Below are 25,937 nucleotides of genomic sequence, written 5' to 3'. Positions count from 1 at the left end.
TTCGTTAGTAGAGAGTCCACGGAGACTTCTACCCACCTCCCGTGGTATTTATGTGGTAATGCTGTAACCTTCTAATATGGAGTACACGACACTGAAATCAACCGGTATGGAGGTCTCGAAGATCTGTCTTGGGTGTATGAGCTTCGGGAGCGGTCACGAGTGGATGCTCAACCGTGAGGAATCGGCGGAACTAATCGAACGAGCCATCGAACTGGGAGTGAACTTCTTCGACACGGCTAACGTCTACTCGGCGGGCGAAAGCGAGGAGATCCTTGGGGATGTGCTTGCCGAGTACGATCGTGACGAGCAGGTCGTCGCCACAAAGGTCTTCGGCGAGATGGGCGACAGTCCCAACAGGCAGGGCCTCTCCCGAAAGGCCATCGAGCAGGAACTGGCGCACTCGCTGGACCGACTGGGGATGGAGACGGTGGACCTCTACCAAGTCCACCGATGGGACTACGATACGCCCATCGAGACGACGCTACGAGCCTTAGATGACGCTGTCCGGCGCGGCAAAGTCCGCCATATCGGGGCCTCATCTATGTGGGCCCACCAGTTCCAGCGCGCGCTGCAGATCAGCGAGCGTGAGGGGCTAGCCCGCTTCGAGACAATGCAGGATCTCTACAATCTCGCCTACCGAGAAGAGGAACGCGAGATGTACCCCGTCTGCGAGCGGTGGAACGTGGGCGTCATCCCCTGGAGCCCGCTAGGCGCCGGCTACCTCACGCGGCAACACGAGGAGATCTCAGAGACGATTCGCGGTGAACATGAGGCCGAAGTCGGCCGGCCGTACATGGAGGGTAACGGAATCGAGATCAACGAACGCGTCCAGGAACTCGCCGAAGAGTACGGCGTGACGATGGCCCAGATCGCGTTGGCCTGGCACTTCGAGAATGAGTACACCGACGCCCCTATTGTCGGGACCTCCAGCATCGAACACCTCGAAGACGCGGTCGAAGCCCTCGATATCAACCTCTCTAAATCCGATATCGAGTACCTCGAAGAGCCTTACGAGACGGTGCGTATTTCGGGCCACGAGTAGCCCCTTAGCGCATTCAACGCCCTTTCAGCAATTTATTCAGGCGCGTTTCAAAACGGTTAAAATAGCCATCAACGAATCAATTAAGGATGCTTGCTTGACGAGAATTCATCGAAGGAGGAACGTAGTTCGAGTTCGATCTAATCATCTCGTATGAAAGAAAGTAACCGCCACGCAACCGCGCATCGCGCCCGACTGCTCGCAACGCTCCGGGTACAGTATCCAGACGTACTCGCAGAACGGGGATTCCGGTTGTTACACCCAACATCTGGGGAGCCATATACGGACCACCGCAGACACCTCGTAGCAACGTGTCGCTCAGTCGCGAACTTCGCAGTCGGTGCAATCGTTGGCGGCCCGGACTGGTGCCTCGACGTTGCCAAACACGGGCTGGCATTCCTTGAGAAAGAACACCGTGACAACGGAGGGGGCTATCACTTGCTCGTCGACGCCGATGGAACGCCACTCGACCGAACCCGCTCGGCGTACGGCCATGCCTTTGTTCTCCTTGCGTACGCACGTGCTACCGAGGCTGGGATTGATGGCGCCGAGGACGGCCTTGCAGCTATCCACGAGCTGATCGAGGAACGGTTCCACGACGATACCGGCCTGCTCCGAAGTGACTGTAACCCGGACTGGACCGAGCAGGAGGCCTACCGTGGCCAGAACGCGAACATGCACGCCTGCGAGGCGTATCTCGCCGCCTACGAGGCGACCGACGAAAACGAGTATTTAAATCGAGCACGTCATATCGCACGTACAATTACAGTCGACCTCGCAGCGGAGACGGATGGGTTGCTGTGGGAACACTATACCGACGACTGGACCCACGACTTCGAATACAACGGCGACGAACCCCATCACCAGTTTCGGCCCCCAGGATACCAGCCCGGCCACCACGTCGAGTGGGCAAAATTCCTTGCGCTACTCGATCGATACGACGGCATGACCGAGGCCGATACTAATGGCGACGAAAACGCACCTGAGGGCGGCTGGTATTCCCGTGCGCTAGAACTATTCGAGGTAGCTGTCAATAACGGCTGGACTGGGGATGGCTTCGTCTATACACACAAAGCCGATGGAACACCTATTGTTACCGACCAATACGGATGGGTGCTGGCAGAAGCCCTTGGTGCCTCCGCAGCAATTGCTGAGCGAGCGGCTGCGCACGACAACGACAAGGAGGCCAACCGTCTTGATGAGTGGAACAGTCGAGTCCTTGCGTGTACTGACAGCTACCGCGGCCCTGCCAGTCTTTGGTACGAGAAACGTCTCCCAGCCGATGATGGTAACGACCTCGTCGCCCCCGGTCCACCGGGTGTCGAGCCGGACTACCATCCCGTAAGCGCCTTCTATGAGTGCTGGCGCTCTACACAGGAACGCGCAGACCGATAACTGAACCTCACGACATTAAATACAAATGACTGACCAATACGAGATGAAGCCAACCGTCATGCTGCCGCCGCGGCCCGACCGCCGGTGGAAGATCGCGAAACAACTCGGTGTAGACACGGCTGTCGTCCGCTTCTGGGGCGTCGACAACTGGTGGGAGTACGACACGCTCCAGCGCACCGTCACTCGGTTCTCGGACCACGGGTTCTCGCTCGACGTCGTTGAAGATCGTCCCCCAATGGGGAAGACTGTCCTCGGAAAGGAGGGTCGCGACGCGGAGATTGAGACCGTCAAGACACTCATCGAGAATATGGGGCGGCTCGGGATTGACACGTACTGCTGGGTGTGGACCGAGAACCCGCTCGGTGTGATTCGCACCTCGGACTCGCTGCCGGGGCGTGGAGGCTCCCAGCGGATCGGCTACGACCACGAGTGGATGGAGCGTGCCCCCGACCACGAGGCCGCTGACATTACCGAGGCGGAACTCTGGGAAAACCTAGAGTACTTTCTTGACGAGATTATCCCCGTCGCAGAGGAGTACAACGTGAATCTCGCGCTCCATCCCGACGACCCGCCAACATCGCCCGTGCGGGGGGTTCCTCGAATCGTCAAGTCCTACGACGACTACCGACGCATCCTCAATCTCCATGACAGCAATCGACACGGAGTTACATTCTGTCAGGGGAACTTCTCGGCGATGGAAGGAGACACAATTGAGGCAATCCGCGAGTTCGGTGACCGGATCCACTTCGTTCACTTCCGTGATGTTGAGGGCGACGAGCAGAACTTCGTGGAGACGTGGCATGATGGGGGGCCAACGGATATGAAGGAAGCTATCGAGGCGTACCAGGAGGTTGGCTTCGATGGGGCGATTCGTCCCGACCATGTCCCACGGATGGTAGGCGAACAAGACCGTGACGACGCAATGGCTGGCTACACAGATATGGGTCGGCTGTTCGCGATTGGTTACATCAAAGGATTGCTAGAGTAGTTCAACTGACGACCACAGAGATTACAGAGAACATGACGCTCAACACGATAGCTGTGACAGGCGGTAACGGCAAAATCGGGTCAGCAATCCTCGAACACCTCGGCGAACAGGGATACGAGACAGTGAACATCTCACGCGGGAAACGCCGCGAGGAAGTCTCGGACCGCTACGTCACGGCGGACCTCTTGGATGCAGGCGAGACGTACGGTGCGCTCGCAAAGTACGACGCGGACGCAGTTGTTCACATGGGGACGATTCCGAACCCGTACAGCAATCCCGATTTCCGGGTGTACGAAAGCAACGTTCTGTCCGCTGCGCACGTACTTGAAGCCGCGGATTCGCTCGGGCTAGAGGCGGTCTGTCTCGCATCAAGTATTAACGCGATAGGCAGCGAACATCAAGAACGCCCGGCCGATGTACGCTACATCCCGGTTGATGAAGATCACTCGCGGGCGCCGGACGACCCGTACGGAATCGCGAAACACGCAATGGAAGTGACTGCGGATGGATTCGGACGGCGTCCTTCGATAGATTTGACGATTTCGTCGCTCCGGTATCCGTGGGTGGTGACCGACGAGGAGATGCAGGAGTCATTCGTTGAACCTGATCGGTCGCTTGACATTCTGGATGACGTACACCCGGCCACCGGCCGGGAAGTACTCTTCTCGTACCTCGCGATGGCGGACGCTACATCGATTGCTAGGAAGGCGGTTGAAGCTGAATTTGAAGGACACGAGACGTTCTGGGCGGTCGCGGGCGACACGACTGCGAACGCGACAACAAGTGAGCTTGTCGAAGAATTCTACCCAGATGCAGCAGTACGTGACACACCCGAAGGCCACGAAACACTCTTTGATCTTTCGAAGGCCGAAGAGCTGCTCGGATGGGAGCCACAGCACTCTTGGCGTGATCTGTAACCACATGGCTGATAGGTCAGACAGCGACTTCGCGGTCGTCGGCTCGTACACCGAAGCTAGTGAGGGCGGGCTCACATCGTTCCGAGTCGAGGATGGGTCGCTTGAACAGTGCGACGTGGTCAACGAGAACAATCCATCATTCCTCGATGTTTATCCGTCCGAACCGGTTTTCGTAGCCATCAATGAGTGTGAAGCGGGGTCAGCAGTAAGCTACCGAGTTGACCCTACGAATGGCCGATTCGACCGTCTCGATCGAACGGAGACGGGCGACGCCAGCCCTTGTCACGTCGAGATTGGGCCACGTGGCGAGTACGCAGTCGTTGCTCACTATGCGGGTGGTTCCGTTGCGTTGCTATCCCTGAAGGCGGATGGAACCCTCAACGGACCGTTGGAGTTGGTGCGTCACGAGGGATCTGGCCCGGACGACGACCGTCAGGCCTCGCCACATCCGCACTCGACCCGATTTATAACCGATTCGATCGTCTACGTTCCAGACTTAGGAACTGACCAGGTCGTTGTATACGAACTCGATCGAGCCGACGACCGGCTCCGTCCAATCCCGAACGCAGAGATCGATTGTCGGCCGGGGTCCGGTCCGCGTCACTTTGACGTGCATCCAACGGAGTCTGTTGGATACCTAGTGAACGAACTTACCTCGACTCTTTCGGTTGTCGATATCAGCGACCCTCGGCAGCCGACAATTATACAAATTCAGTCTACGCTTCCGGACGGGATCGACGCGTCAGACACCATCGCCGCCGACGTACACGTCCACCCGTCCGGCAACTACCTATTCGCATCGAACCGCGGCCACGATTCTATTGCGACGTTCAAGGTCCGAGCAGCCCCACGCGAAGTAGTCCGACTGGCAGTCACGCCGACTACCGGACGGTGGCCTCGGAACTTCGCAGTCCATCCGGACGGCGATTGGATTTTCATTTGCCACCAGCACAGCAATGACGTGGTGCCGTTCGTGTTCGACGATAGAGCCGAGGAATTGCGACGAGAAAATCCTCGAACAAAAACGGGCACACCGACGTGTCTGCGGTTCGTCTAAGATTTGCTCGGTAAGCACGTCAATCTCGTTGATCGTAAGGAGAGCGCCCAGAATTGCTAATGCGGTAGCATTCAGATATAAATGGCGAACAGACGGTTCTGTTGTGAGTGACCGATTACCCGAAACCGATCGCTTTACATCCAATAGGGTGTTCGCCGCCCATCTCTACGAGACTTGTCACCCGCTTAGTTAAGCAACAATGAATCCCTCGTGGTTAGGTGGTACACAGATTCAGGGCGCTGTATGAATCAGCTATCTATCGTGCCAGGTTTACGGATCGGACGTAGGTTCGAGCGTGACAATGTTGGCCTCGTATTCCTCAATAAAGGCGCCCGGACCACCCACCGTGAGACGTTCGTTGCCAGTGTCGACGACCATTGAAAGCTTACCTGAGAACCCTTCGGAGTACGGACGGACGAGACTTTGAACTGTGTCGACGACGGTGCCTCGAATTGTCTCGTACGGTTCCCGTGTGTGTGTTGGGCGGGCCTCTATCTCCACGGGAAGTTCTTGGCCAGCACGGAGATGGAGCGTCGCATCAAAGACCACGTGGCGGAAGCTGTCGTAGGTCTTCGGGAGCGGGGAGGGGTCGTCGACGTAGATCTGTTCGCCCATCGGCCAGTAGTTCGCGATGAAGGAATCGGAGAGGATAGAAGCGATGCGTTCCTCGGCGTGGTAGATAGCGTATTTGTCGGAATTGGAGTTTAGGACGGCACGCTCAGAGGCGGCGATACCCTCGGATAGGTCCACCACGAGGGTGAGCGGCGCGGGCGGGGACCACGTCTGGATGACGTCGGCGATATCGTCGTCGATAGGTACCTCGCCGTCGTGCTCCGTGACTAGGAGTACACAGAACACGTCGCGCTCCTGTGCCCGACGTAGTGAGCCTTCGACCTTGTTGAGCGCCGATGCGGGCAGTGAGAGAGCTATCTCGGATTCTGCATCGTCAATGAGGTCGGTCAGGCTCGTTAGGATCGTCTGCCGGGACTTGATGATCCGGAAGCGCTGGCGCTCGTAGTTCTCCGAGTCGAAGAAGCTCTCCAATTCCGATTCGATCGTGTGGAGCCGACCGACAAGGTTAGCGATACCCTCGGAAGGTGGGACTGCGCGCAGTTGTGTGGGAACAACATGATCGTCAATCTGGATGAGTTCACGGTTAGCGAGTTTTTCGACGATGTCGTAGGTGTAGCTCTTCGAGATGTCGGCCTCCTCGCTGACGACTCGAGTCCGCGTGGAGCCGTTCTGGAGGATTGTCACGTAGGCGAGCGCCTCCTTCTCGGAGAGGCCGAAGTCGGTAAGTTCGTCGACAACGTCGTCGGCGTCCATCGCGGTATTATTAGCGAATCCGACGGATAAACTTGTCTGAGCGCTGCGGGCAGTGTATCGGGATGACGACCACGTCAATCTCGCCGGTGAGGTAGCCTCGAAAAGCCTCGTACGATCCGCCCCATCACCATCGGTGAGCAGAGATCCGTTTCTAAAACACGACTGCATTACGGCCACGAACCGATCCGAATACGTTCCCTGGCGAGCGTCAGCACCACCAAACGAGAGTTAACTCTGGCCTGAGTTCACAATTATCTAACTGATTTGGATCTCTTGTTCCGCCGCCTTCTCTTGGTTTCGTTTGTCGGTAAAACCGTTTTGTTATATCAAAACCCACGTTCATAAGATATAAGTACTCATACAATGATGAACGTTTTATGCCACCACACGGCACAGGTAGTGGACAGGATGAAACGTCAGTCTCCCGGCGCCGCTTTGTTGCGGGCGCCGGAGCAACCGGCATGGCAGCTGGACTCGCCGGCTGTGCAGGCGTGTTGGGCGGGAACAGCAACCCTAACGGATCGAATAATTCGGGGTCGACTACGACGGTTACGTGGGGCTTTGACGCGACTTTCGCAAACGACCATGGCGAGGAGTTCAGCGATCTCCTCCATAACGAGGGGGGGCTCTCGGACGACATCGAGATCGAACTGGAGGGCGGCCAGGAGGACACCGGTGGGCGGCGGGCGAACTACAACCGGCTTCTGAGTGCCGGAGAGGCATCCCCCGACATGTTCATGATGGACAACGGCTGGGTGAATATCTTCATCCAGCGGGGCCAGGTTGCCAACCTCTCGGAACTACTCAGCGATGATGCGCTGACGACTATTGACGAGGAATACTTCAGCGGGTTCACCGACACAGCTATTGCTCCCCAGAGCGGCGACCTCTATGGCGTCCCGCTCTATCCAGACTACCCGGTGATGCTCTACCGAAAGGACCTCATTGAGGAGGCGGGCTACGACCCCGAGGGCGAAAACTGGGCGACCGAGCCAATGACGTGGCAGCGCTGGTCGAACATCGCCGAGGAAGTTACGGCTAACTCTGATGTTGAGTACGGCTTTACCACGCAGTGGGACATCTACGCGGGCACCGCCTGTTGTACGTTCAACGAAGTCCTTTCCTCGTGGGGCGGGGCGTACTTCGGTGGTCGGGACAACCTGTTCGGTCCTGTTGGCGAAAGGCCCGTGACGGTCGACTCGGATCCCGTCATCAACTCCCTGCAAATGATGCGGAAGTTCGTCCACGACGAGGAATATGACCACCTCTCCGAGTACGGTGGCGGCTTCGCTCCCACAGAGATCCTCGGCTGGATTGAGGACGCCTCACTGGCGCCGTTCACGAACGGGGACTCCCTCTTCCACCGAAACTGGCCCTACGCGATTGCCCAGAGCGCGAATGAGCTCGGAGTGGAGAACGTCGGTACGATGCCGATTCCCTACGCCGTCTCCGAGAGTGAGGCTGAGTTCCAGGGCACCGGCGGTAGTACCTCCGCGCTTGGCGGCTGGCACGTAACTGCCAACCCGAACAGCGAAAAATTGGATGCTGTCCGTCAGGTGATGGAGGCCACGATGGTGCCGGAAGTCCAGCTCTCCCTCTTCGAGATTGAGGGGTGGCTCCCCCCGCGAAGCGAGCTGTTCAACTCCGACCAGGCGCAGAACGTCGATCCGACGGGTCAGTACCTCGATACCCTCCGCGTAGCCGGTGAGAACACGATGGCCCGGCCCGTCACCTCCGTCTGGAGCGACCAGTCGAGCGTCATCGCTGAGCAGGCCAACCGGGTCGTCGCCCAGAACGTCTCCGCTGCCGAGGGGATGACAACGTTGCAGTCCGAGCTGGAAGACATCGAGGGATAACTCTCGGAAACGCATCCTTTTTGACACACTACTATGCACAGTGATATTACGCTACGCTTAAGGACGAACGCATGAGCTCAGGGACAGCTACAGACCGCTCGCGCGAGTCGAAACGCTCCGGACCACTTGTCACGTTGACTCGGCGGGTTGAGAACCTCAGCGACACCCAGTACGCCTACTTGCTATTGGTACCCGTCTTCGTCATCCTCGGAGCCGTCGCGTTTTACCCGCTGTTGCGGACCTTCGAGCTGTCGCTGTACGAGACAACGATCGACCAGGCGTCCCAGACGTTCGTTGGGTTCGACAACTACATTGAGCTGTTCACCGGGGAGAAGAACCGTTGGCTCCCGGGGACAACGACATTCCTTCCGAGCGAGTTCAGCATCCCGGGAATGATATCAAGCGCACTCGTTGTGACAGTTCTGTTCGCTGGTGTTACCGTTACCTTTGAGACGGTGATTGGGATGGGGCAGGCACTCATCCTTGACCAGGACTTCTTCGGCCGGCGCTGGGTGCGCGCGGCCATCATCATCCCGTGGGCCGTGCCGGTCGTCATTCAGGGGATCATGTTCTACCTGATGTTCCACCCGAACGTCGGGTTCGCAGTCGGACCACTCGCCGACCTCGGGATCCTCTCCGCAACCAACACGCTCAACGACCCACAGAGCGCACTGTTCATCGTCATCGTCGCCGATATCTGGAAGACATCGGCATTCATGGCGCTACTCATCCTCGCTGGGCTACAGAGCATCGACCGGAGCCTCTACGACGTTGCGAAGGTCGCTGGGGCCTCGAAATGGCAGCAGTTCCGGATGATCACCCTGCCGCTCATCCTGCCGACGGTCGGTGTTGCCGTCCTCTTCCGGATGGTGGGTGCGTTGAAAGTGTACGGTCTCATCGACTCGGTGGCGGGCTGTGAGGTTGTACCATCGCTGTCTTGTATGGTTGTCTCGACGTTTCTCACCCGACAGGGAACGTCGGCGACCATCGCGTTCGTCACCGCGGCTATCATCGGTATTGCAGTGACGGTGATCATCTACCAACAGTACAAGGAGGGAATCTAAGATGGCAACCGAGCACGACACGGACAGACAGGAAACGGCCGAGGATGACGGGCCGCTCGCCCGGTGGACACAGCGGGCGATACGGAACCCAAATCGTGTATACCGCGCGCTGTTCTACGTTGCCACAGCCTTCTTTGGGGTGACAACGTTATTCCCCTTCTACTGGCTACTGGTATTAACCCTGACGCCGGAAGGACGGCTTCTAGCGGGAAGCTTCCTGCCTGAGATCCAGTTGATGGGGAGTTCGGTGACGTTCCCGCTGCCCATACCGAAGGGGTTTAATGTGGAGGCCTTCGTGGAGGTGTTCCAGCAGGTTCCGTTCCACCTGTTTGTGTTGAACAGCTTTACGCTTGCCATCACAACAACGCTCATCGTCCTCGTCATCGCTAGTCTCGCCGGCTACGCTTTCGGCCGGCTGGAGTTCCCCGGTCGGGGAGCGCTGATGCTTGCGATCCTGGCGATCAGTTACTTCCCGCCAGCGGCATTCGTAATCCCCCTCTTCGAGGCGTTCACGGGAAATGTGCCGGTGACGCTACCGTTCACCGAAATTCCAGTGTTCACGCCGCCGCGGCTGTTGAATACGCCAGGGTCAATGGTAATGCCGTTCAGCGCGCTGTTCTTACCCCTTTCAATCTTCATCCTCACGACCTTCTACGCCCAAATCCCCGACGGGCTCGAGGACGCCGCACGTATTGAGGGGACCACACGGCTCGGTGCGCTATTCCGCGTTATCATGCCCCTCTCGGCACCGGGGGTCGCGACGGCCGCGATCCTCACTTTCATCTCGGTGTACAACGAGTACTTCTTCAGCTCTATCATGGCCACCTCCCCACAGGCAGCCAACTGGTCGCCACTTGTTGGCGGTATCCTCAGCTATCAGACACAGTACGCGACGCAGTACAACCTCATGGCAGCGGCGAGCATCATCGGGGTCCTCCCCGTCGTGATACTCGTCATCGTCGCACAGGAACGCATCGTAAGCGGACTGACTGCAGGCGCACTCAAAGAATAATGGCAGAACTTAAACTAGATCGCATCACGAAACGTTACGAGGATGTCATCGCCGTCGACGACATGAACCTCGACATCGACGATGGAGAGTTCATTTGTCTCGTTGGTCCCTCAGGATGTGGGAAGTCGACAACGATGGAGATGGTCGCGGGGCTCACTACCCCAAGCGAGGGGACGGTGACCATCGGAACCCGGGACGTGACAAACCTTCCGCCGAAGGACCGGGGTGTGGCGATGGTGTTCCAGAATATCGCTCTCTTCCCGCACATGGATGTCTACGACAACATCAGCTTCGGGCTCCGGCTCCGGGACTATCCCAAAGAGGAGGTCGATCGCCGGGTCGAGCGCGCGGCCGATGTAGTCCAGCTCGAGGGGATGCTCGACCGGATGCCCGACGAAATGTCCGGCGGACAGCGCCAGCGTGTCGCCATCGCGCGGGCCATTGTCCGAGAGCCGGACGTGTTTCTGATGGACGAGCCGCTCGCCAATCTGGACGCGAAGCTCCGGGTACACATGCGTACAGAGCTCCAGCGCCTCCACAAGCAGTTGGACACAACAATTATCTACGTCACTCATGACCAGGCGGAGGCGATGACAATGGCCGATCGCATCGCCGTCCTCGATACTGGTCAGCTCCAGCAGATAGACCCTCCATTGGTCTGTTACAACGAACCCGTCAACCGGTTCGTCGCTGGCTTCATCGGCTCGCCGTCGATGAACTTCGTGGAGGGTGAAATAACTGAACGCGCAATCGTCACGGAGTACTTCGACCTCGACTTCGACCTTGACTCCGCCGCCTTCGAAGAGGTGGAAATAGGGGACGACGTGACCGTCGGTATCCGTCCGGAGAACGTCTACCCCGCCTACCAGACTGAGTCACTGGCAAACCCTTCGGGGCGCATCCAAGTCACCACGGACGTCCTCGAACCGATGGGCGACGAGGTATTCGCCTACCTGCTCCTCGGCAATGGCGAGACGTCGATGGCACAGGAGACAGCGACAAGTGACCAGTTGCTCATGAGCGTCGACCCTAACGAGGGGATCGACCAAGACGAGGAGATAGAGGTAGTCCTTGACCGAAGCAAGGTCCACCTCTTCGACGCCGAGACGGGTGACGCACTCCTCCACGGCGTTGACACCGTTCCCGAGACCAAGAGTCCCGTCGGGTCGCGGGGGGAGAGCAACGACTGACATGGCGACGGAAACGCTGGCGTTCGTCTACTGGAGCGCGATGGTGGTCCTCTTCTTCTTCTGGACCTATGGCATCGTCTCTTTCGGCCTCGACCTGAAGAACAAGATCATCCCCGGGATACGCCAGTATTGGCGCGGGCGGCAGCGGATCAAAGAGGAAGAAGAGGAAGAAAAGGAGCAGGATGAGCGCGAGGAGCGCGAGAAACAGCTGTACTGAACTCGCCTTTCTTTGGTACTCGCGAGCGGCGACAGCGTTTCGGTCCGTCCCGCCGAGAATAGAGTTCTTTCGTTTGTTTGCGTGCCTCTTCTTTACTTCGCCTCCGCCTTGCGGAGCAACTCTCCTGCCGTGCTCGTCGGGTAGTCAAGGTCCGCGATTACGCCCGTGAAAACTTCACCACGTGGGACATGTCGTAGTAGCCTGCGTCGAGTCCGGTGTATAGGGGCGCGCTGACGCTCGGTGAGCCTCGATAAGTCGTCCACCGAACGACTGGACGCGATCAACATCGGATATCCCTCAATTCGATAAGACCGTCGTGAAACATTTCAGCACACTGTGTGTTCTCCGACTCGAATCGTACCGCCCCGTAGAAGACGACCGACAGAAGGAAAGCGCCCCCAGCTGAGTCACGGCGAAGTTGCTCGAACGGAGCAAACCGAAGGCTTCGGTGACCTCGCGGTCATTGTCCTACCAGAGTAATGCCGTCGCATCTAGGTCAGCCTCTATGTGAGCATCACCACCCGTGGAACGAAGATCTTCCCCGCGACCCGGTGTAATGGAGTGGACGAGGTGTCCGGGTAGCGCACCGAGAATCGGACGCATTTCATCGGATTACATGGGAGTACGCCGCTCCAGCATATGAATTGGGAGGACATCGATGGCACTTGGCGGATACGTCCGTGTCGCAAGCGCATCGTGGTCCCCAACGCAGAAGCGTTCCAAGATGGTCGACGCCGTCAAGAAGAAAAACGTTGGCATTTGGGGCACGAGACGGTGAATATTCCCGACGAGGACGTTCGTGTACGGATGCCGTGTCGGAATTGCACTTCCACTTCGAGCAAATCGAAGTCGCCCCCGTGTCTTCGACTCGTTCCGGAGGGAGAGGGAACCGAACGATTGGGGGCGGGAAAAGCAGTCGGGCCTTAGGCCGCAGGTGCCTCGTCGGCCGCCAGCGCGTTCGGAAGGTTCCGTTCCTTCGATCTACGGAACGTGATGAAAGCGGCCGTAAGACCGGTTACAGCGATCAGACCGCCGGAGACTATGTTGCTCGTGGTGAGCCCTGTAACGAGCCCGAACGTCAGCGGCGAGGCTGCGATCAGCACGCCAAGCGCAGTCGCCGCGAGGGAGAACCGTATGGAGGGTTGCTGTTCGGAGGCAAGCCGATAGGCGGTATGTGCGAGCGCGAGCGCCGCGAACTCGCCTAACAGGACGTTGGTAAGTACTTGGACGTGGTCGGGTTGCCAGAACGTGGGCGAGACGGCTGTCCAGAGGCTTGCGATCGTTCCGAGCACAGCGGCCCACTTCACGACTCGTTTCATTGGTATTGTATTGCATGGATGCTGGTAAAAGTGTTTTCCAATAGTACAATACTGTGTGAACCAGCCGGTTTGAGGGCCGTGCACATCCGCGTTCGGAACAGACCGTATCCGATAGTGGCAATAGACAGTAGTGTAGGACAGTCTCACACGGAGGCCGGTTCAGCGTCGGCAGGCGGATCAGCCGACTCGGGTTCGGGGATGGTGAACAGCCGATGTCCGCAGACCGTACAGACTCGCATTTCCGACGCGTTCTTCGGAGAGCCACAACAGCCGGTCGTCAAGGACCGGACGAGGTCGGCCTCACAGACGGGACACGTTTCGAGGAATTGTCGGAGCATCCGTGCCGAGGTGAGTTGAACCGACCCGTCGGGTACTGACGGCGGAAGCGCACGAACTGCCCCGACTTCCGCAAGGAGTATCGGATACGGGACCAGCGAGTGGCGCTTGTTCACGACGAACCAGCGCTTCCCCTCCGAGCGAAGAGGTCGAGCACTCTCGACACCCGAGATACCCTCCGCTGCGGCGGCCAATTCGTCTAGCGATTGTGAGGCGAGTGAGGACATCTCCACGTGCCATTCGGACTCGAAGTCTGAGTCCATCAACACGGCCTCCTCGTCAAGTCGGACAACGCCGGCAGCGACGAGCGCCTCGAAGACCTCCTCTCCAGCCGGCTCGTCGCCCGAAATTGACCCGCCGCCGACCTGCTTCTTGAACCAGTGGCCCGGAAGCGGCGACAGCGCGACCAATTCAGGTGCAATCCGTGGCGTGTATGGAACGAGGTAGCCTCGTACCCAGACGACGCCTGCGCCGATGGCGGCAACGAGCGTCGCAGCCGGCAGTCCGAGGAAACGCAGGATCGGGACCACGAGCACGGCGACCAGCACGAGGTTAAGAACGGTACAGGGGAGACACCGGTTTTCCCCCGTGTACGCCGGGTTCCGAAGACCGGAAAGCGCACTCATGGGAGGTATTGTCTATCGGTCCGTTTTAACCTTGTCATTCGGACGTTCAGGAACGCAACAGCGGCCGGGCCTGCAAGAATGCGGCGAAGGTACTGGAGAGCCACCGAATCCCCCTTTCGTAGCCGGGAGAACGTTCGATACGGAGTTCGGAAATAAAATGGTCAGAATCCCTCGCGAAAAGCTTTGAACCCTTATATAGTGGACAAGAGAACTCCGTGATAGAATGTCTGACCTAATCGTCAAAGCAGCCGTGAAGGACGAACTTTCGGAGCACAACGTCTCGGCCGATTTCTACGACGCCCTCAACGGGGAAGTCGCTGAACTGCTCAATGACGCCGCCGACCGTGCCGAAGCGAACAACCGGAAGACGGTCCAGCCTCGCGACCTGTAGGTCTGTGTAACGCAGCCAACCCCAACACTCGAACGTAGCTTTTTGGGGTTCGTGCTCAGAAGTTAGGAAACGGAGATGGCGGACGCATCGGATACCGAATGGGAGGCGGTCGAACCCGATGCGAGAGAGGTCCTTAGCGTATCCCAGCTGAACGACCGGATCGCGTCGGTCGTCCAGGACACGCCTGCCCTCAACGGCGTCCGCTGTATCGGGGAGGTCACTGGCCTCCACAAGAACAGTACGGCGCTCTACTTCACGCTCACCGACGGCGACGCCGAGCTCCCCTGTATGATCTGGGCGAACCGTTACCGGGAGATGGACGCCGACCTCGAGGACAGGACCGAAGTCATCCTCGAGGGCGATATCGACTACTGGGTCGAAGGTGGGAAAATCGGCCTCAAACCGTGGGAGGTGATCGTCGTCGGCGACGGCGACAAGGCTGCTGCAGTCGAGCGACTGCGAAGCGAACTCGAAGAGCGTGGCTGGTTCGGCGACGACAACCATTAGCGTTCTCAGAGCGGGGTGGCGTCGTCACTTCCCTCCGAGGGGACGCCCGGTACGACATCCAGAGCACGACCATTCCAAGGCTGTCGGCACCGACGTCCGTTACGAACGGTATCTACTAATTCAACTCTCGCTCTTGTCGGGATAAGGAGGGGGATCGTAAGGAGACCAGATATTCAACGCCGAATGGACCACGCCGTTGAGATTATTTCTCTGCGCGGCGGTCTTCGATATCTGCGATAAGGGCTTGTGCTCGTTCTTCTGCAGTTTTGGAGTGCTCGCTTGTCGGCTCGGTTCTTTCACCTCGATCGATACTGGAGACTTCCTGTTCCCAGCCCTGCTTGGCGTAGGCGTCGTCGGGTGCCGCCTCGAAGCGTTGAACGGCTGAATCGAGCGATACAAGTCGCTGTTTTAGCTCGTCGGCTCGATGTGGATCGATATAATAGAGTGCGCTCTTGTGGCGGAGATTGTTGGTGAGTCATAGCGCAGTTTCGAGGGTGGTTTTGAGCGCTTCTTTCCCCGGTTTTCGGAATACTTCACGGCGGAGCTGAAACGCTCGGAGATACGGTGTGAGTCTGTCTTTCGAGATGCCTCGATGCGGCGAGAGCCACCGTCGCGCCAGCGACGCGTGGCTCTCGCAGGTGTTCACGTGAACGGCTCCATCGACGTACTCGCCGTCACCGTGGACGACGTATTGACGGGTGAATGCGTCGTCCTCGTCAAGTGGGTCGTACGCCCGAAACCCGTCTGTGTAGACGGTTAACGACTCCTGCTGGCGGGCAGCCAGGAGGAGTCGAATCCGTGATTCGGTTGCGGCTTTCGCTGGGATCACGTGCCGTTCACCGGTGCCACGATCTGCGAGAACAAACACAGGGAGCTTGTCCTCAGCGTATGTTCCACGCCCGCGCGTGGACAGGCCACGCGAGCGCGACGGTTGGTCGCGCTCGCGGCCCTTGAGACCCGCTTTCACGTAGAATTCGTCGATCTCAACGGGGCCTTTGAGGTGTGGTCGAGGCGCGTCCAGCGCTCGCAAGAAGCGCTGGACGCGCCGGTAGACCGTCTTGTAGGAAACGTCGATCTCTGCGTCTAGCTGCCTGACGCTCGTGTTCATGCGGATGTAGGTGTAGACGGCGAGAAACCATTTTCTGAGTGCGACCGCCGAGTGTTCGAAGACGGTGCCAGTTTGATCGTTGAACGTCCGGTCGCAATCCTTACACAGATACCGTTGAAACACGCGATAGCTGCCGTACCGAATCACAGATTCGTCACGGCAGCGCGGGCAATAGACGCCGTCACGCCAGCGAATCTGTGCCAGCAGATTCGCGGCGCGACGCTCCGAGACGAACGTCTTGATTGGCATCATTGTTCGTCGGGTGACGCGGTTGCGTCACCCTTGCCTGCTGTGACTTCCAGCTATTGCTGAGAACTGACCAACAATCCTCTACCCAAGAGCGATCACTGATTTTCGTGATCACGAGAAACCGCGTCTCTCGGACGACAGTATCCGGAATCAGTCTGGTGAACGGCTGGTTCCTATAATGAACCAGCGCTGTGCCGGACTGCTGTACGCACCACGAAAAGTAACTCCGAGTCCGTCGAAGTCTGGGGGACTCCCTTGAGGCAAAAACAACCCTGGGAGTCCCGATCTGACCGAGGATAGGAGTACCGGGGGCTTGGCACTCCCACCCACTCAGTCCGTGAACCCCACACGGATTCTTACCGTGTCGGGGTTCGGTGGGACTGCAAACCTGAAACTCTCACCGCTCGGGATTCCTCTGCGTGAACGCGGAGGAGGATGTCAAGGGCCCATGCGACGAATGCAGAGAGGTTAGTCTGGTTACTGGTTACGGTTACTGGTTACGTCGAGCGTTTCTCCAAAAGCTCTATATGAGCGTGGGAGTGTGTTCTAGGTGAGCGCGGAAGGTGCCGCGTGGAGGCTGCATGACCATGACCCGCAAGCCTTGAGGCGCAAGCCGACGGGCGTTGAAGATGGACGTGGGTGCAGCAATCCCACCTTGCTTCTAAATCTCCAATAGCCGCGATGCCAGCTTGTCGTAGCCTTGACGCCGGGCGTACTCTGCAACTGGTCGTAGTGACCGGTTGAATTCGTCAGGCTCTCCGCCCCCCATCCAGCCTCGATACCAGCAGTTCACTCGGCTTGCGACCGACTCAGCGCGGCGCTGCGTTATCGGCTCTACTTCGACCGGATTAGAATTGGTGAACAGAGAATTATACGCACTACCCCACCGGTCGTTGAAGTCTTCCTTCGTCTGGGGCGCTTCGGGATCAACCGCTGAGCAGTGTCGAGGATGGTCGATCTGCCGGGCAAGATGATTCGCGGAAACGTCCGCAAGGAGCGAAGCAGGATAGTAGTATTCTGATTGAATGCAGGTCACGACCGGTGGAACATTTTCAGAGATCCCGTAGTACGCGCGCCCAAACCGATCCGCCTTATCGGCAGCACCATCGAGAATAACGAGCGTGTCGTCAACAGCCAGCTCATTCACTAATACGGCCGACTGAACTGCTTCGACACGCTCTGGGTTCGAACCGTCCCGTCCCAAGTGCGAGGTCGCGATCACTCGGTCCTTATTCTGATTGGTGACCGTCTCGAAGAAGTCAATACTCCCCTCGTAGTCGAGACGATGAGATTTGTCCTGAAACGGCCGGAACTCGTGACCCTCCGCTGCTTCGTAGATACTATCAAGAACGGAGAGTTCGTCATCACGCTCCGAGAGAACTGCCGTCGTGACTGTTATCCCGTCAATAGTGCTGGCGTCGATAGCGATAGAGCGGGTGTATTCCGAGTCACCGGCATTAAACGGGCGCACAGGCTATTTTACCGATGATTCCCCGATTTATTGAGGGTTCTGTTTCACGTCCCTGTAACCACCGAATCAACAGTCACGCACTATGGTTACTGATTACGGTTACTGGTTACAGCCAGCAGCCGCTTTGTCTGTTTGACTGGCTCCTTCGTCTCAGACGTTCGTGTATCCTTGAGAATCGAGGGAGAGCCATTAGCATCCTCACACGGATCAATAGCCACGCCCCGTGTCTCTGATACACGTCCTTGGTGCGCTCCACACCTACGACCACTTCAGCGGCGCGCGGTACCTTTCCACCGAGCGGCATCACTGTCGCTTCGCGGTCAGCGGTGGATACTGAGTGTCTGACGAAACTTTATGTAACGTGGTTACGGTTACTGTAACCGTGAATCGTGATACAGCACGCGCCGCCTTCTACGTCCAAAAAGGAGGCGTCGGAAAAACAACCTCCGCAGCCCATGTCGCTACAGCTGCTGCCACCGACCACGACCTCGATGTCGTTCTCTTGGACCTCGCCGGCACCCAGAACGACCTCGCCACACAGTTCGGCATCGTCGACGACGTCGAAGACCCTGACGCACCGATCTCCGCAGTCTTCGGCGACGACTGGGAGTTTATCGTCGACAACATCCCGGATATCGTCGACCGCATGGTCTACGCTACTGGTGAAGGCCCGGACCTGATTCCCGCGGACACCGGCATTAGCGGCGCCGACAATAACCTTGCCTCTGTCCCCGTCGAGCAACGCTATCTGAAACTCGACTCGTTCATCAGCGAACAGCTCGCAGACCGCTACGACCTCGTCGTCCTGGACTTGCCCGGCAAAGAAGACAACATCGCGCTTAACGGCATCTTCGCTGCCGAACACGTCGTCACACCGCTTTGTCCGGGTGCGTTCGAGCGCGACCAACTCGACAGCCTTCGCGACGACCTCGAAGCGATCCGTGAGGACCTCGGGGACGTCCTTGACGCCCACGACGTCCACCCACACCTCTCGATGGTCATCCCGACGATGATTTCTGGAGCAACGAAGCAGTCCGGCGAGTTTGTCGACGACCTTGAGGAAACCTATCCCGACATCGCCGGCGACCCGGTTGCAGACAGCCAGAATATTGGAAACCTCCAGGCTGAGGGCCGAACGTTGTTCGCAGCAGACGACGACGAGCTGTACCAGACGGGCAAGCGCGCTCGCGAAGCGTACCGAACGAACACCACCACCCTGCTCGATCACCTCAAACTCCAGTAATCATGTCCGACCAGCAATCCAATGTCGACGCCGAGGAAGCGCTCCAAGCAGCGAAAGAGCAGAAGCGCCACACCTCACAGGCAACCAGCACCGAAGACGACCAAGACGCCGCTGCCGACCGCGTCGCCGCAATTAAGGACGCTCTCGTCGCCATCGAGGACGGCGAGTCACCGGAAAACATCAACTTTCGCGACGCGCAACTGAAGGCACTCCTCGTCGGCCTCAACGATGTTAGACAGCTTGGCGAGACAGCCAAGAAACTTGGCGCCGTTCTTGACGAAGATATCGACACGGAGGATGGTGTCTCGCAGAGTGACCTCGCTCGGTTACTGATGCGCGTCGGGCTCCGTGAGGCGCTCCCAGAAGTGCGGGAGGATGCAACAGAAGCTGAACAGCAGAAGGCCCTAGATCAGACTGGCGGTTACTGAAACAGTATACGTAACCTGTAACCGAATTCAGTAACCAAAATACGCGGCTGAAGAAGCGTTTGGATTCTATGACGTAGGATAGAGTGTACGCTACTTCGTTTCAAGCGGTTATCGCGTACTGATGCAGAAGATTTGCTCGTCTTACTGTTCTGGCAGGACTTTTGCGACGCTTCTCCTGAGGAAAGGCGGGCTGAAAGCAGGGCTGTCGAACTACTTGCTGCCGTTAGTGACTGCTTCGCAGCTCAAAGACGAGCCGTCAACGTGACCGAGTCGATTCGCGACCACCTCCGAGATCCCGCGCGGCGATACGACGAAGAATTTGAGAAGGCCATGAAGAAACTCGAAATCGGACGCGAATACTAAGGTTAAGATTATATGCGGAGCAGGCGCAATACCACGGACTTCAGGCCGTGGATACGCGCCGTCACTCAGTGACACGTTCCACTGACTCCGACAGGTTCGGATATTCCACGCCAAAACATCGCCTTTAATATCCTCTATTCCATAACTAGTTATGAACAGTACGATGCTGGAGACAACCCGCACCTACGTCGCACGCATTACGAACCACAGCCAGGTTCGTGACGATCTCGACCAGTGCGGGTTCGCAGCATCAAAACTGTGGAATGTCGGCCGCTACTACATTCAAGACCGGTGGGACGAAGATGGTGAGATCCCCGACGAAGCCGAACTCAAATCGGAGTTGAAAGACCACGAACGCTACAGTGACCTCCATTCGCAGTCAAGTCAGCGAGTTCTCGAAGAACTTGCTGAAGCGTTCACCGGCTGGTACAACTCCGACGACGGCAACAACCCACCCGGATATCGGAAACGTGGCGACGACCACCCGCGCTCGACCGTCACGTGGAAGCAGAAAGGCATCAAACACGACGACAAACACGGGCAGGTTCGCCTCTCGAAAGGCTTCAACCTGAAAGCGAGTCGGTCGGACTTCATCCTCGCAGAGTACGAAACCCGACCCGACGTAGTAGTCGAGAACATTCAGCAGGTGCGTGCCGTCTACAACGGCGACTGTTGGGAACTGCACCTCGTCTGCAAGAAAGCAATTCCCGTCGAGGATGCACCCGGCGAGAAGACGGCGGGTATCGACCTCGGGATCAGCAACTACCTCGCTATCGACTACGAAGACGGCCGTTCGGAGTTGTATCCGGGGAACACGCTCAAAGAGGACAAGCACTACTTCACCCGTGAACAGTACCAGACCGAAGGCCAGAACGGCCCGTCGAAGCGAGCAGTAAGGGCTCGCCGGTCACTCTCTCGACGCAAGGACCATTTTCTCCACACGCTCTCGAAGCACATTGTCCAACGGTGTGTCGAAGCAGGCGTGGAGACGATAGCTGTTGGCGACCTCAGCGATATCCGTGACGACGATGGAGAATCTCGGAATTGGGGGGCGTCGGGGAACAAGAAACTCCACGGCTGGGAGTTCAACCGCTTCACGAACCTGCTTGAATACAAGGCCGAGGAACACGGTATCCTCGTTGACCGCGTAGACGAGGAAAACACCTCGAAGACATGTTCGTGTTGCGGACAGATTCGTAACTCGAATCGTGTGGAGCGTGGTCTGTACGTCTGCTCGTCCTGCGGGACGACGATGAACGCAGACGTGAATGGTGCGGTAAACATTCGGCGAAAGATAACTCAGAGTCTCCCAACCGGGGATATGAGTAACGGCTGGTTGGCACAGCCCGGAGTCTTCCTGTTCGACCGCGAGAGCGGCCGGTTCACACCGAGAGAACACGGAGACTGCAAACCCTAATATCCCAAGCGTTGGGATTCCTCCGCCTTCAGGCGGAGGAGGATGTCAACAATTGGAGTGGCGTAAGTTGAAGTGAGGACGTAGTCGCACTCTCTACCAGCTCGCAAACGGCATCGCAGTGCCATCGAGGAACAAGCGGGCTGCCTTCTCTGCTACTCTACGTGGGACGTACCGTGGGTCTCCTCATAGCGGTCGGCATACCGACGCCAGCGTTCGAGGAGGTACTCCTCGGCTTCTTCCCACGACGTCACGTCGATGTCGAAGTCTTTGGTCGCTCTTCTGTAGGAGATTGTTGATTCAGTTCAGCTGTCGCTCTGGAATCGAAGAGAGCAAGGACACCGCGCTAGCGGTGTCCGACACGAATGATTCCGCTCGATGTGTTTGGCTCGGAATCGCTCGCAGCGGACCTGCTGGAACAGGTGCGCTGGCGTGACGGCGTTTCCTGCCCTCGCTGCCGTTCTGACCGGACGGTCAAGAACGGCAGCTATGGGGCGTTTCAACGCTATCTCTGTAAGAATTGCGACCGCACGTTCAACGATAAGACGGGCACAATTTTCGCTCACTCGAAGGTTGCGCTCCGCAAGTGGTTGTTCTCGATTTACGCGTTCTTACGGTTCAATACGAGTCTTCGCCAACTTCAGCGAGAGATCGATGTGACCTACAAGACGATGCACCGGCGCGTCGAGCGCTTCACCAGAGCGCTCGACGCGCCTCAACTCGACCTCGTTGGACCGGTCGAAATCGACGAAGTGTACGTCTCTGCGGGGTTGAAAGGCCGCGAGCGCGACCAACCGTCGCGCTCGCGTGGCCTGTCCACGCGCGGACGAGGTTCGTACGAGGGAGACAAACCACCCGTCTTCACCATCGTTGACCGTGGAACGGGACAGCGGTACGTCGTCCCGGCGAAATCCGCAGACGAATCGACGGTGCGACTCCTCCTCGCTGACCACGAGGAGGAGTCGCTAACAGTCTACACCGACGGATTTCGGGCATACGACCCGCTTGAGGACGACGACGAGTTCACCCGCAAATACGTCGTCCACGGTGACGGCGAATACGCTGATGGAGACATCCACGTGAACACGTGCGAGAGCCACGCGTCGCTGGCGCGACGCTGGCTCTCGCCGCATCGAGGCGTCTCGAAGGACAAGTTGACACAGTATCTCCGCGCCTTTCAGCTACGCAGCGAACTCTTCAGAAAACCCGGTCGAGAAGCACTCAAACACGCTGTCAAAGCGACTCTCTGAAATCAACAATATGCTACACATGAGCGGTCTTTGGTTTCCGCACTTTGCTCTCGGTAGTGGCGGTCGATGTGGATGCGCCCTTCGTCGTGTTCGGCGTTGTCCACCTTCGCCACCGTGACACGTTCACCGTCGGCTCGGCGGAAGAACAGAACGACAGCGAACGATTCAACGGTGTTGAAAGATGGGTCCACTCGAACGCCTATCTGGTAGGTTCTCTGTCTGTACTCCTGAATCTCGTAGGTATAATCGAATCCTGCCATAGTAGATAGTTGAGATGAGATGCTGGTAGAGTAGGTTTGTCCCTACTAACGTGTAACAGTTTCAGGTGCTTAAAGTTTTCGACACAACTGAATGGATAAAATTCGAGAACAGCCGTTAGTCGGCTTCTCAAGCACTACCGATATTCTTATCACCGTTGACCTCGTTACACAACAGTAAGGGAATACACTATGGCAGAAACAAAACCCCAGATAACCGACCAGCAGCGCCTCCGCCAACAGATGGCCCGGGCACTCGCAAAGGGTGGCATGGACGACGTCCACGTCGTCAGCCACGACACCGCAAACGCAGTCCTCACTGACCGGCGCCACGAAATCATCAACACCCTCAAGGAGAGCTCCCCGGAGTCAGTCCGCGCTCTCGCTCGACAGCTCGGCCGCGATAAGGCTGCCGTCAGCCGCGACCTCCGTGAGCTAGCAGAGCATAACATCATCACCTACGAGGAAGACGGCCGGGCGAAGCGCCCTATCCTCACGCAGGACCACGTCGTCATCGAGCCGATCGTCTAACCGACTACGGCTGCCGCAGTTCCAACCTCCTATCAAAGTCGACACGCTCCGCGAGCCGGCCTTCTTCGCATCTCTACCACGCGCCCTCCCGCTATTTTCGTCTTCGGATTGATACAGACCGATAGCGCATACCTCCGTCTTCAGGCGGAGGTCAAGCGGTAGGCATAGTGCGTCAATCCACGAATCCCGCCATTGCTGGATTTCCCACGCTTCACCGACGGTATTAAGACCTCGGCGACCCATAGTGTGCAACACGGATGAAGACCACACGGCACGCGACCTACAACCTCAACTACCACATAGTGTGGTTGCCGAAGTACCGTCAGTCGGTACTCGAAGGCGAGGTCGCCGACCGTGTGCGAACCATCCTCCACGAAATCGCCGACGACAAGGGCTTGGAAATTATCGACCTGACCGTTCAGCCCGACCATATCCACCTATTCGTCAGTAGTCCACCGAAGCACGCACCGTCACTTCTCGCCAACTGGTTCAAGGGTATTTCCTCGCGGAAATACAACCATCGCTACGCCGACAACGACGGCGAGAAGATTCGATGGGCGCGGGGCTACTACGCAGGAACGGCGGGTCACGTCTCCAGCGAAACGGTGCAGGACTACATTCAGCGTCACAAGGAGGGCGACACATGACGGAACTCACCAAGACGCTGGAACTGAAACTGGTAGACCCGAACGCACACAAACGGCGGAAACTCCGTGAGACGCGGGACGCCTACCAGCAGGCCCTTCGAGATGCGTTCGACGCTGGTTGCACCACGCAGACCGAAGCGAACGACGTGGTGGTCAACTACGACCTGTCGGGATACGCGAAGAACGCCCTCAAGAAGTACGTCCCGCAGTTGACGACGACGTACAACGCGGGCGGCCTTCACGACGACCACCCTGTTCGGTTCACCAACGAGGGGCTCCGCCTCGACCACCAGCCCGAGAACGCTATCGAGTGGTACGTCAAAATCCCGCACCACGAAGACTACCACCTCTGGATGCCAGCACATCCTAACCCCGACCAGCGGGACTGGTTGGAAGCGTTGAACGCGGGGGACGCGGAGATGGGTGAGAGTCGGCTGTTTCAGCGGGACGGGACGTGGTATCTCCACGTCACCGCTACCCGCGACGTGGAGGATTGTTCCAAGGCGTCCGAAGATGAACGGACTCCTATCGGAGTTGACATTGGGGAAGCGTCACTCGTCACGGTGTGTCACCGCGACGATCACGGTTCTCCGACCCGCCCCGAACTATGGGCGGACGAAGGAAAAACCGTTCGTCGGCTCCGCAAGACCTACTTCACCGCTACGCGACGGCTTCAAGAACGCGGAAGTGACCGTATCGTCGAATCGTTCGGCGACGACCTGTGGAACCAGATAGACGACGTGTTCCATCGTGTCACCCATGAAGTCGTGGAGTACGCAGAATCCGTCGAGAATCCCGTGCTGGTTCTGGAAGACTTGACGTACATTCGGGAGTCGATGGACTACGGCGAGTATATGAATCGCCGTCTCCACGGGTGGGGGTTCGCTAAACTCCACGCGCAGATACGGTACAAGGCCGTCGAGAAGGGGATTCCCGTCGAAACGGTGAATCCTCGAAATACCTCGAAGGAGTGCCATGCGTGCGGTGAAGTTGGGTATCGCCCGAAGCAGGCGACGTTCAAATGCACGAACGATGACTGCTGGACGGGCGAGTACCAAGCGGACGTGAATGGGGCGATAAATATCGCAGACCGCTACCTCAGCGGAGAGAGTCGTTTCAGAGAACACGAGAACGACGATGACTCGGCTGAGGATGGGGCGCGTTTGACCGCGCCACAAGACAGCCAAGCCGATGCTGAAATCCAGCAGTTGACGCTTGGAACGTATGCGTCTTGAAACCACAAGGTCGTTGCACTCGGCCTGAAATCCCGTGGCGGGATTCCCGCGTCTTCAGGCGCGGGAGGAGGTCAATCCCCCGGAAGTACGAACGGGAAACATCTACCTCCCCACGAATGCTAGCGATTTCCATCTGGGTTTGTCTCACGAGTTATTGACTGCAATCCGGCATCAAGCTCTGGGAACATTCGCCCCAACCGCCTGTAAACCTGTTCTCTGTTCCCGTACCTATAGTAGTTCACAGAAGTTTTGGGTACTCCACGTGCCAGAGATAAGGTAGAGAGGCTTTCTTCGACTGAGTCCTCATCCCAGTTCACCCAGAAGTTTCGTTGATCACTAGGCGATCTCACGACTCCAGCCAGTGGCTAGTTCACGCTCAGTCGATCACATCGAGAGACTCACAGTCTCCTCCAGAAGACACTGAATCTGCGTCTATGATGTCTGGATAGCCTTCGATACGATGGTGGTGGCGAGATCTAGCGTCAGTCAGTCGCTGTCGGC

At 57.8% G+C, this 25,937-nt stretch carries 25 protein-coding genes; 19 read left to right on the top strand and 6 right to left on the bottom strand.

Annotation, left to right across the window (positions count from 1 at the left end):
- Window positions 1-76 precede the first annotated feature (76 nt).
- From LT974_RS16175 to LT974_RS16155, 5 genes are all read left to right on the top strand, one after another.
- Window positions 77-1,042: an aldo/keto reductase gene (locus LT974_RS16175; protein ID WP_232590657.1), complete on the top strand. Its 966-nt coding sequence runs from the start codon at window positions 77-79 to the stop codon at window positions 1,040-1,042.
- Window positions 1,043-1,192: 150 nt separating this feature from the next.
- Window positions 1,193-2,434, top strand: coding sequence for an AGE family epimerase/isomerase (locus LT974_RS16170; protein WP_232590656.1), 1,242 nt, complete (start codon window positions 1,193-1,195; stop codon window positions 2,432-2,434).
- Between the two features lie 43 nt (window positions 2,435-2,477).
- Window positions 2,478-3,422: a mannonate dehydratase gene (locus tag LT974_RS16165; RefSeq protein WP_408611743.1), complete on the top strand. Its 945-nt coding sequence runs from the start codon at window positions 2,478-2,480 to the stop codon at window positions 3,420-3,422.
- Window positions 3,423-3,454: 32 nt separating this feature from the next.
- Window positions 3,455-4,339 (top strand): NAD-dependent epimerase/dehydratase family protein, encoded by an 885-nt coding sequence (locus LT974_RS16160; RefSeq protein ID WP_232590655.1) that lies wholly within the window; start codon window positions 3,455-3,457, stop codon window positions 4,337-4,339.
- A 4-nt stretch (window positions 4,340-4,343) separates the two neighbouring features.
- On the top strand, window positions 4,344-5,396 hold the full coding sequence (locus tag LT974_RS16155; protein ID WP_232590654.1) for a lactonase family protein: 1,053 nt from the start codon (window positions 4,344-4,346) through the stop codon (window positions 5,394-5,396).
- 270 nt (window positions 5,397-5,666) lie between these two features.
- Here LT974_RS16155 and LT974_RS16150 read toward each other — a convergent pair whose 3' ends face one another.
- On the bottom strand, window positions 5,667-6,722 hold the full coding sequence (locus LT974_RS16150) for a TrmB family transcriptional regulator (RefSeq protein WP_232590653.1): 1,056 nt from the start codon (window positions 6,720-6,722) through the stop codon (window positions 5,667-5,669).
- 377 nt (window positions 6,723-7,099) lie between these two features.
- Between LT974_RS16150 and LT974_RS16145 the strand changes: the two genes are divergently transcribed.
- The 5 genes from LT974_RS16145 to LT974_RS16125 all read left to right on the top strand — a co-directional run bounded on the left by LT974_RS16145 (window position 7,100) and on the right by LT974_RS16125 (window position 12,061).
- A complete protein-coding gene (locus LT974_RS16145; RefSeq protein WP_232590651.1) occupies window positions 7,100-8,578 on the top strand; it encodes an extracellular solute-binding protein in 1,479 nt (492 codons plus the stop codon).
- A 71-nt stretch (window positions 8,579-8,649) separates the two neighbouring features.
- Window positions 8,650-9,642: a carbohydrate ABC transporter permease gene (locus tag LT974_RS16140; RefSeq protein WP_232590649.1), complete on the top strand. Its 993-nt coding sequence runs from the start codon at window positions 8,650-8,652 to the stop codon at window positions 9,640-9,642.
- A gap of 1 nt (window position 9,643) precedes the next feature.
- Window positions 9,644-10,654, top strand: a complete 1,011-nt coding sequence (locus LT974_RS16135; protein WP_232590647.1) for a carbohydrate ABC transporter permease — start codon at window positions 9,644-9,646, stop codon at window positions 10,652-10,654.
- On the top strand, window positions 10,654-11,844 hold the full coding sequence (locus LT974_RS16130; protein ID WP_232590645.1) for an ABC transporter ATP-binding protein: 1,191 nt from the start codon (window positions 10,654-10,656) through the stop codon (window positions 11,842-11,844). The genes LT974_RS16135 and LT974_RS16130 overlap by 1 nt, the downstream gene beginning before the upstream one ends.
- A gap of 1 nt (window position 11,845) precedes the next feature.
- Complete coding sequence (locus LT974_RS16125; RefSeq protein WP_232590643.1) at window positions 11,846-12,061, top strand: hypothetical protein; 216 nt, start codon at window positions 11,846-11,848, stop codon at window positions 12,059-12,061.
- Between the two features lie 923 nt (window positions 12,062-12,984).
- Here the strand turns inward: LT974_RS16125 and LT974_RS16120 are convergent.
- Window positions 12,985-13,380, bottom strand: coding sequence for an SPW repeat domain-containing protein (locus tag LT974_RS16120; RefSeq protein WP_232590641.1), 396 nt, complete (start codon window positions 13,378-13,380; stop codon window positions 12,985-12,987).
- Between the two features lie 143 nt (window positions 13,381-13,523).
- Window positions 13,524-14,342 (bottom strand): hypothetical protein, encoded by an 819-nt coding sequence (locus tag LT974_RS16115; protein ID WP_232590638.1) that lies wholly within the window; start codon window positions 14,340-14,342, stop codon window positions 13,524-13,526.
- A 223-nt stretch (window positions 14,343-14,565) separates the two neighbouring features.
- Here LT974_RS16115 and LT974_RS16110 point away from each other — a divergent pair, with 223 nt between their 5' ends.
- Entirely contained in the window at window positions 14,566-14,733 is a 168-nt protein-coding gene (locus tag LT974_RS16110; protein ID WP_232590636.1) for a DUF1931 domain-containing protein, read from the top strand.
- 75 nt (window positions 14,734-14,808) lie between these two features.
- Window positions 14,809-15,240 (top strand): exodeoxyribonuclease VII large subunit, encoded by a 432-nt coding sequence (locus LT974_RS16105; protein ID WP_232590634.1) that lies wholly within the window; start codon window positions 14,809-14,811, stop codon window positions 15,238-15,240.
- Between the two features lie 475 nt (window positions 15,241-15,715).
- On the opposite strand, the gene LT974_RS16100 is transcribed toward LT974_RS16105, so the two are convergent.
- A complete protein-coding gene (locus LT974_RS16100; protein WP_059059168.1) occupies window positions 15,716-16,600 on the bottom strand; it encodes an IS1595 family transposase in 885 nt (294 codons plus the stop codon).
- Between the two features lie 658 nt (window positions 16,601-17,258).
- Window positions 17,259-18,068: a hypothetical protein gene (locus LT974_RS16095; RefSeq protein WP_232590631.1), complete on the bottom strand. Its 810-nt coding sequence runs from the start codon at window positions 18,066-18,068 to the stop codon at window positions 17,259-17,261.
- Between the two features lie 382 nt (window positions 18,069-18,450).
- Between LT974_RS16095 and LT974_RS16090 the strand changes: the two genes are divergently transcribed.
- The 4 genes from LT974_RS16090 (at window position 18,451) to LT974_RS16075 (ending at window position 22,766) form a co-directional block, all read left to right on the top strand.
- Window positions 18,451-19,311: a ParA family protein gene (locus tag LT974_RS16090; RefSeq protein ID WP_232590628.1), complete on the top strand. Its 861-nt coding sequence runs from the start codon at window positions 18,451-18,453 to the stop codon at window positions 19,309-19,311.
- A 2-nt stretch (window positions 19,312-19,313) separates the two neighbouring features.
- A complete protein-coding gene (locus tag LT974_RS16085; protein ID WP_232590626.1) occupies window positions 19,314-19,739 on the top strand; it encodes a hypothetical protein in 426 nt (141 codons plus the stop codon).
- A gap of 526 nt (window positions 19,740-20,265) precedes the next feature.
- The gene (locus LT974_RS16080) at window positions 20,266-21,519 is read left to right on the top strand and encodes an RNA-guided endonuclease InsQ/TnpB family protein (protein WP_232590624.1); all 1,254 of its coding nucleotides are present in this window, start codon (window positions 20,266-20,268) and stop codon (window positions 21,517-21,519) included.
- Between the two features lie 362 nt (window positions 21,520-21,881).
- Window positions 21,882-22,766 (top strand): IS1595 family transposase, encoded by an 885-nt coding sequence (locus LT974_RS16075; protein ID WP_232590623.1) that lies wholly within the window; start codon window positions 21,882-21,884, stop codon window positions 22,764-22,766.
- Between the two features lie 2 nt (window positions 22,767-22,768).
- Here the strand turns inward: LT974_RS16075 and LT974_RS16070 are convergent, their stop codons facing one another.
- Entirely contained in the window at window positions 22,769-23,026 is a 258-nt protein-coding gene (locus LT974_RS16070; RefSeq protein WP_232590622.1) for a DUF7718 family protein, read from the bottom strand.
- A gap of 189 nt (window positions 23,027-23,215) precedes the next feature.
- On the opposite strand from LT974_RS16070, the gene LT974_RS16065 reads away from it, so the two are divergent.
- The 3 genes from LT974_RS16065 to LT974_RS16055 all read left to right on the top strand — a co-directional run bounded on the left by LT974_RS16065 (window position 23,216) and on the right by LT974_RS16055 (window position 25,436).
- Window positions 23,216-23,554 (top strand): HVO_A0114 family putative DNA-binding protein, encoded by a 339-nt coding sequence (locus tag LT974_RS16065; protein WP_230892701.1) that lies wholly within the window; start codon window positions 23,216-23,218, stop codon window positions 23,552-23,554.
- Between the two features lie 257 nt (window positions 23,555-23,811).
- Window positions 23,812-24,201: an IS200/IS605 family transposase gene (tnpA, locus tag LT974_RS16060; protein WP_232590621.1), complete on the top strand. Its 390-nt coding sequence runs from the start codon at window positions 23,812-23,814 to the stop codon at window positions 24,199-24,201.
- The gene (locus LT974_RS16055; protein ID WP_232590620.1) at window positions 24,198-25,436 is read left to right on the top strand and encodes an RNA-guided endonuclease InsQ/TnpB family protein; all 1,239 of its coding nucleotides are present in this window, start codon (window positions 24,198-24,200) and stop codon (window positions 25,434-25,436) included. The genes tnpA and LT974_RS16055 overlap by 4 nt, the downstream gene beginning before the upstream one ends.
- Window positions 25,437-25,937 lie beyond the last annotated feature (501 nt).

The organism is Halobacterium noricense, assembly GCF_021233435.1.
Lineage (GTDB): Archaea > Halobacteriota > Halobacteria > Halobacteriales > Halobacteriaceae > Halobacterium > Halobacterium noricense.
The sequence above is the reverse complement of the archived record's forward strand: the minus strand, read 5'-3'. Positions and strand labels throughout refer to the sequence as shown.

What these genes read in the sequence shown, in the direction of transcription:
- LT974_RS16085 (WP_232590626.1), top strand. Translation starts at nt 19,314, where the DNA reads ATGTCCGACCAGCAATCCAATGTCGACGCCGAGGAAGCGCTCCAAGCA.
- LT974_RS16155 (WP_232590654.1), top strand. Translation starts at nt 4,344, where the DNA reads ATGGCTGATAGGTCAGACAGCGACTTCGCGGTCGTCGGCTCGTACACC.
- LT974_RS16145 (WP_232590651.1), top strand. Translation starts at nt 7,100, where the DNA reads ATGCCACCACACGGCACAGGTAGTGGACAGGATGAAACGTCAGTCTCC.
- LT974_RS16055 (WP_232590620.1), top strand. Translation starts at nt 24,198, where the DNA reads ATGACGGAACTCACCAAGACGCTGGAACTGAAACTGGTAGACCCGAAC.
- LT974_RS16170 (WP_232590656.1), top strand. Translation starts at nt 1,193, where the DNA reads ATGAAAGAAAGTAACCGCCACGCAACCGCGCATCGCGCCCGACTGCTC.
- LT974_RS16115 (WP_232590638.1), bottom strand. Translation starts at nt 14,342, where the DNA reads ATGAGTGCGCTTTCCGGTCTTCGGAACCCGGCGTACACGGGGGAAAAC.
- LT974_RS16080 (WP_232590624.1), top strand. Translation starts at nt 20,266, where the DNA reads ATGCTGGAGACAACCCGCACCTACGTCGCACGCATTACGAACCACAGC.
- LT974_RS16120 (WP_232590641.1), bottom strand. Translation starts at nt 13,380, where the DNA reads ATGAAACGAGTCGTGAAGTGGGCCGCTGTGCTCGGAACGATCGCAAGC.
- LT974_RS16135 (WP_232590647.1), top strand. Translation starts at nt 9,644, where the DNA reads ATGGCAACCGAGCACGACACGGACAGACAGGAAACGGCCGAGGATGAC.
- LT974_RS16110 (WP_232590636.1), top strand. Translation starts at nt 14,566, where the DNA reads ATGTCTGACCTAATCGTCAAAGCAGCCGTGAAGGACGAACTTTCGGAG.
- LT974_RS16140 (WP_232590649.1), top strand. Translation starts at nt 8,650, where the DNA reads ATGAGCTCAGGGACAGCTACAGACCGCTCGCGCGAGTCGAAACGCTCC.
- LT974_RS16125 (WP_232590643.1), top strand. Translation starts at nt 11,846, where the DNA reads ATGGCGACGGAAACGCTGGCGTTCGTCTACTGGAGCGCGATGGTGGTC.
- LT974_RS16150 (WP_232590653.1), bottom strand. Translation starts at nt 6,722, where the DNA reads ATGGACGCCGACGACGTTGTCGACGAACTTACCGACTTCGGCCTCTCC.
- LT974_RS16165 (WP_408611743.1), top strand. Translation starts at nt 2,478, where the DNA reads ATGAAGCCAACCGTCATGCTGCCGCCGCGGCCCGACCGCCGGTGGAAG.
- LT974_RS16100 (WP_059059168.1), bottom strand. Translation starts at nt 16,600, where the DNA reads ATGATGCCAATCAAGACGTTCGTCTCGGAGCGTCGCGCCGCGAATCTG.
- LT974_RS16075 (WP_232590623.1), top strand. Translation starts at nt 21,882, where the DNA reads ATGATTCCGCTCGATGTGTTTGGCTCGGAATCGCTCGCAGCGGACCTG.
- tnpA (WP_232590621.1), top strand. Translation starts at nt 23,812, where the DNA reads ATGAAGACCACACGGCACGCGACCTACAACCTCAACTACCACATAGTG.
- LT974_RS16160 (WP_232590655.1), top strand. Translation starts at nt 3,455, where the DNA reads ATGACGCTCAACACGATAGCTGTGACAGGCGGTAACGGCAAAATCGGG.
- LT974_RS16175 (WP_232590657.1), top strand. Translation starts at nt 77, where the DNA reads ATGGAGTACACGACACTGAAATCAACCGGTATGGAGGTCTCGAAGATC.
- LT974_RS16070 (WP_232590622.1), bottom strand. Translation starts at nt 23,026, where the DNA reads ATGGCAGGATTCGATTATACCTACGAGATTCAGGAGTACAGACAGAGA.
- LT974_RS16065 (WP_230892701.1), top strand. Translation starts at nt 23,216, where the DNA reads ATGGCAGAAACAAAACCCCAGATAACCGACCAGCAGCGCCTCCGCCAA.
- LT974_RS16130 (WP_232590645.1), top strand. Translation starts at nt 10,654, where the DNA reads ATGGCAGAACTTAAACTAGATCGCATCACGAAACGTTACGAGGATGTC.
- LT974_RS16105 (WP_232590634.1), top strand. Translation starts at nt 14,809, where the DNA reads ATGGCGGACGCATCGGATACCGAATGGGAGGCGGTCGAACCCGATGCG.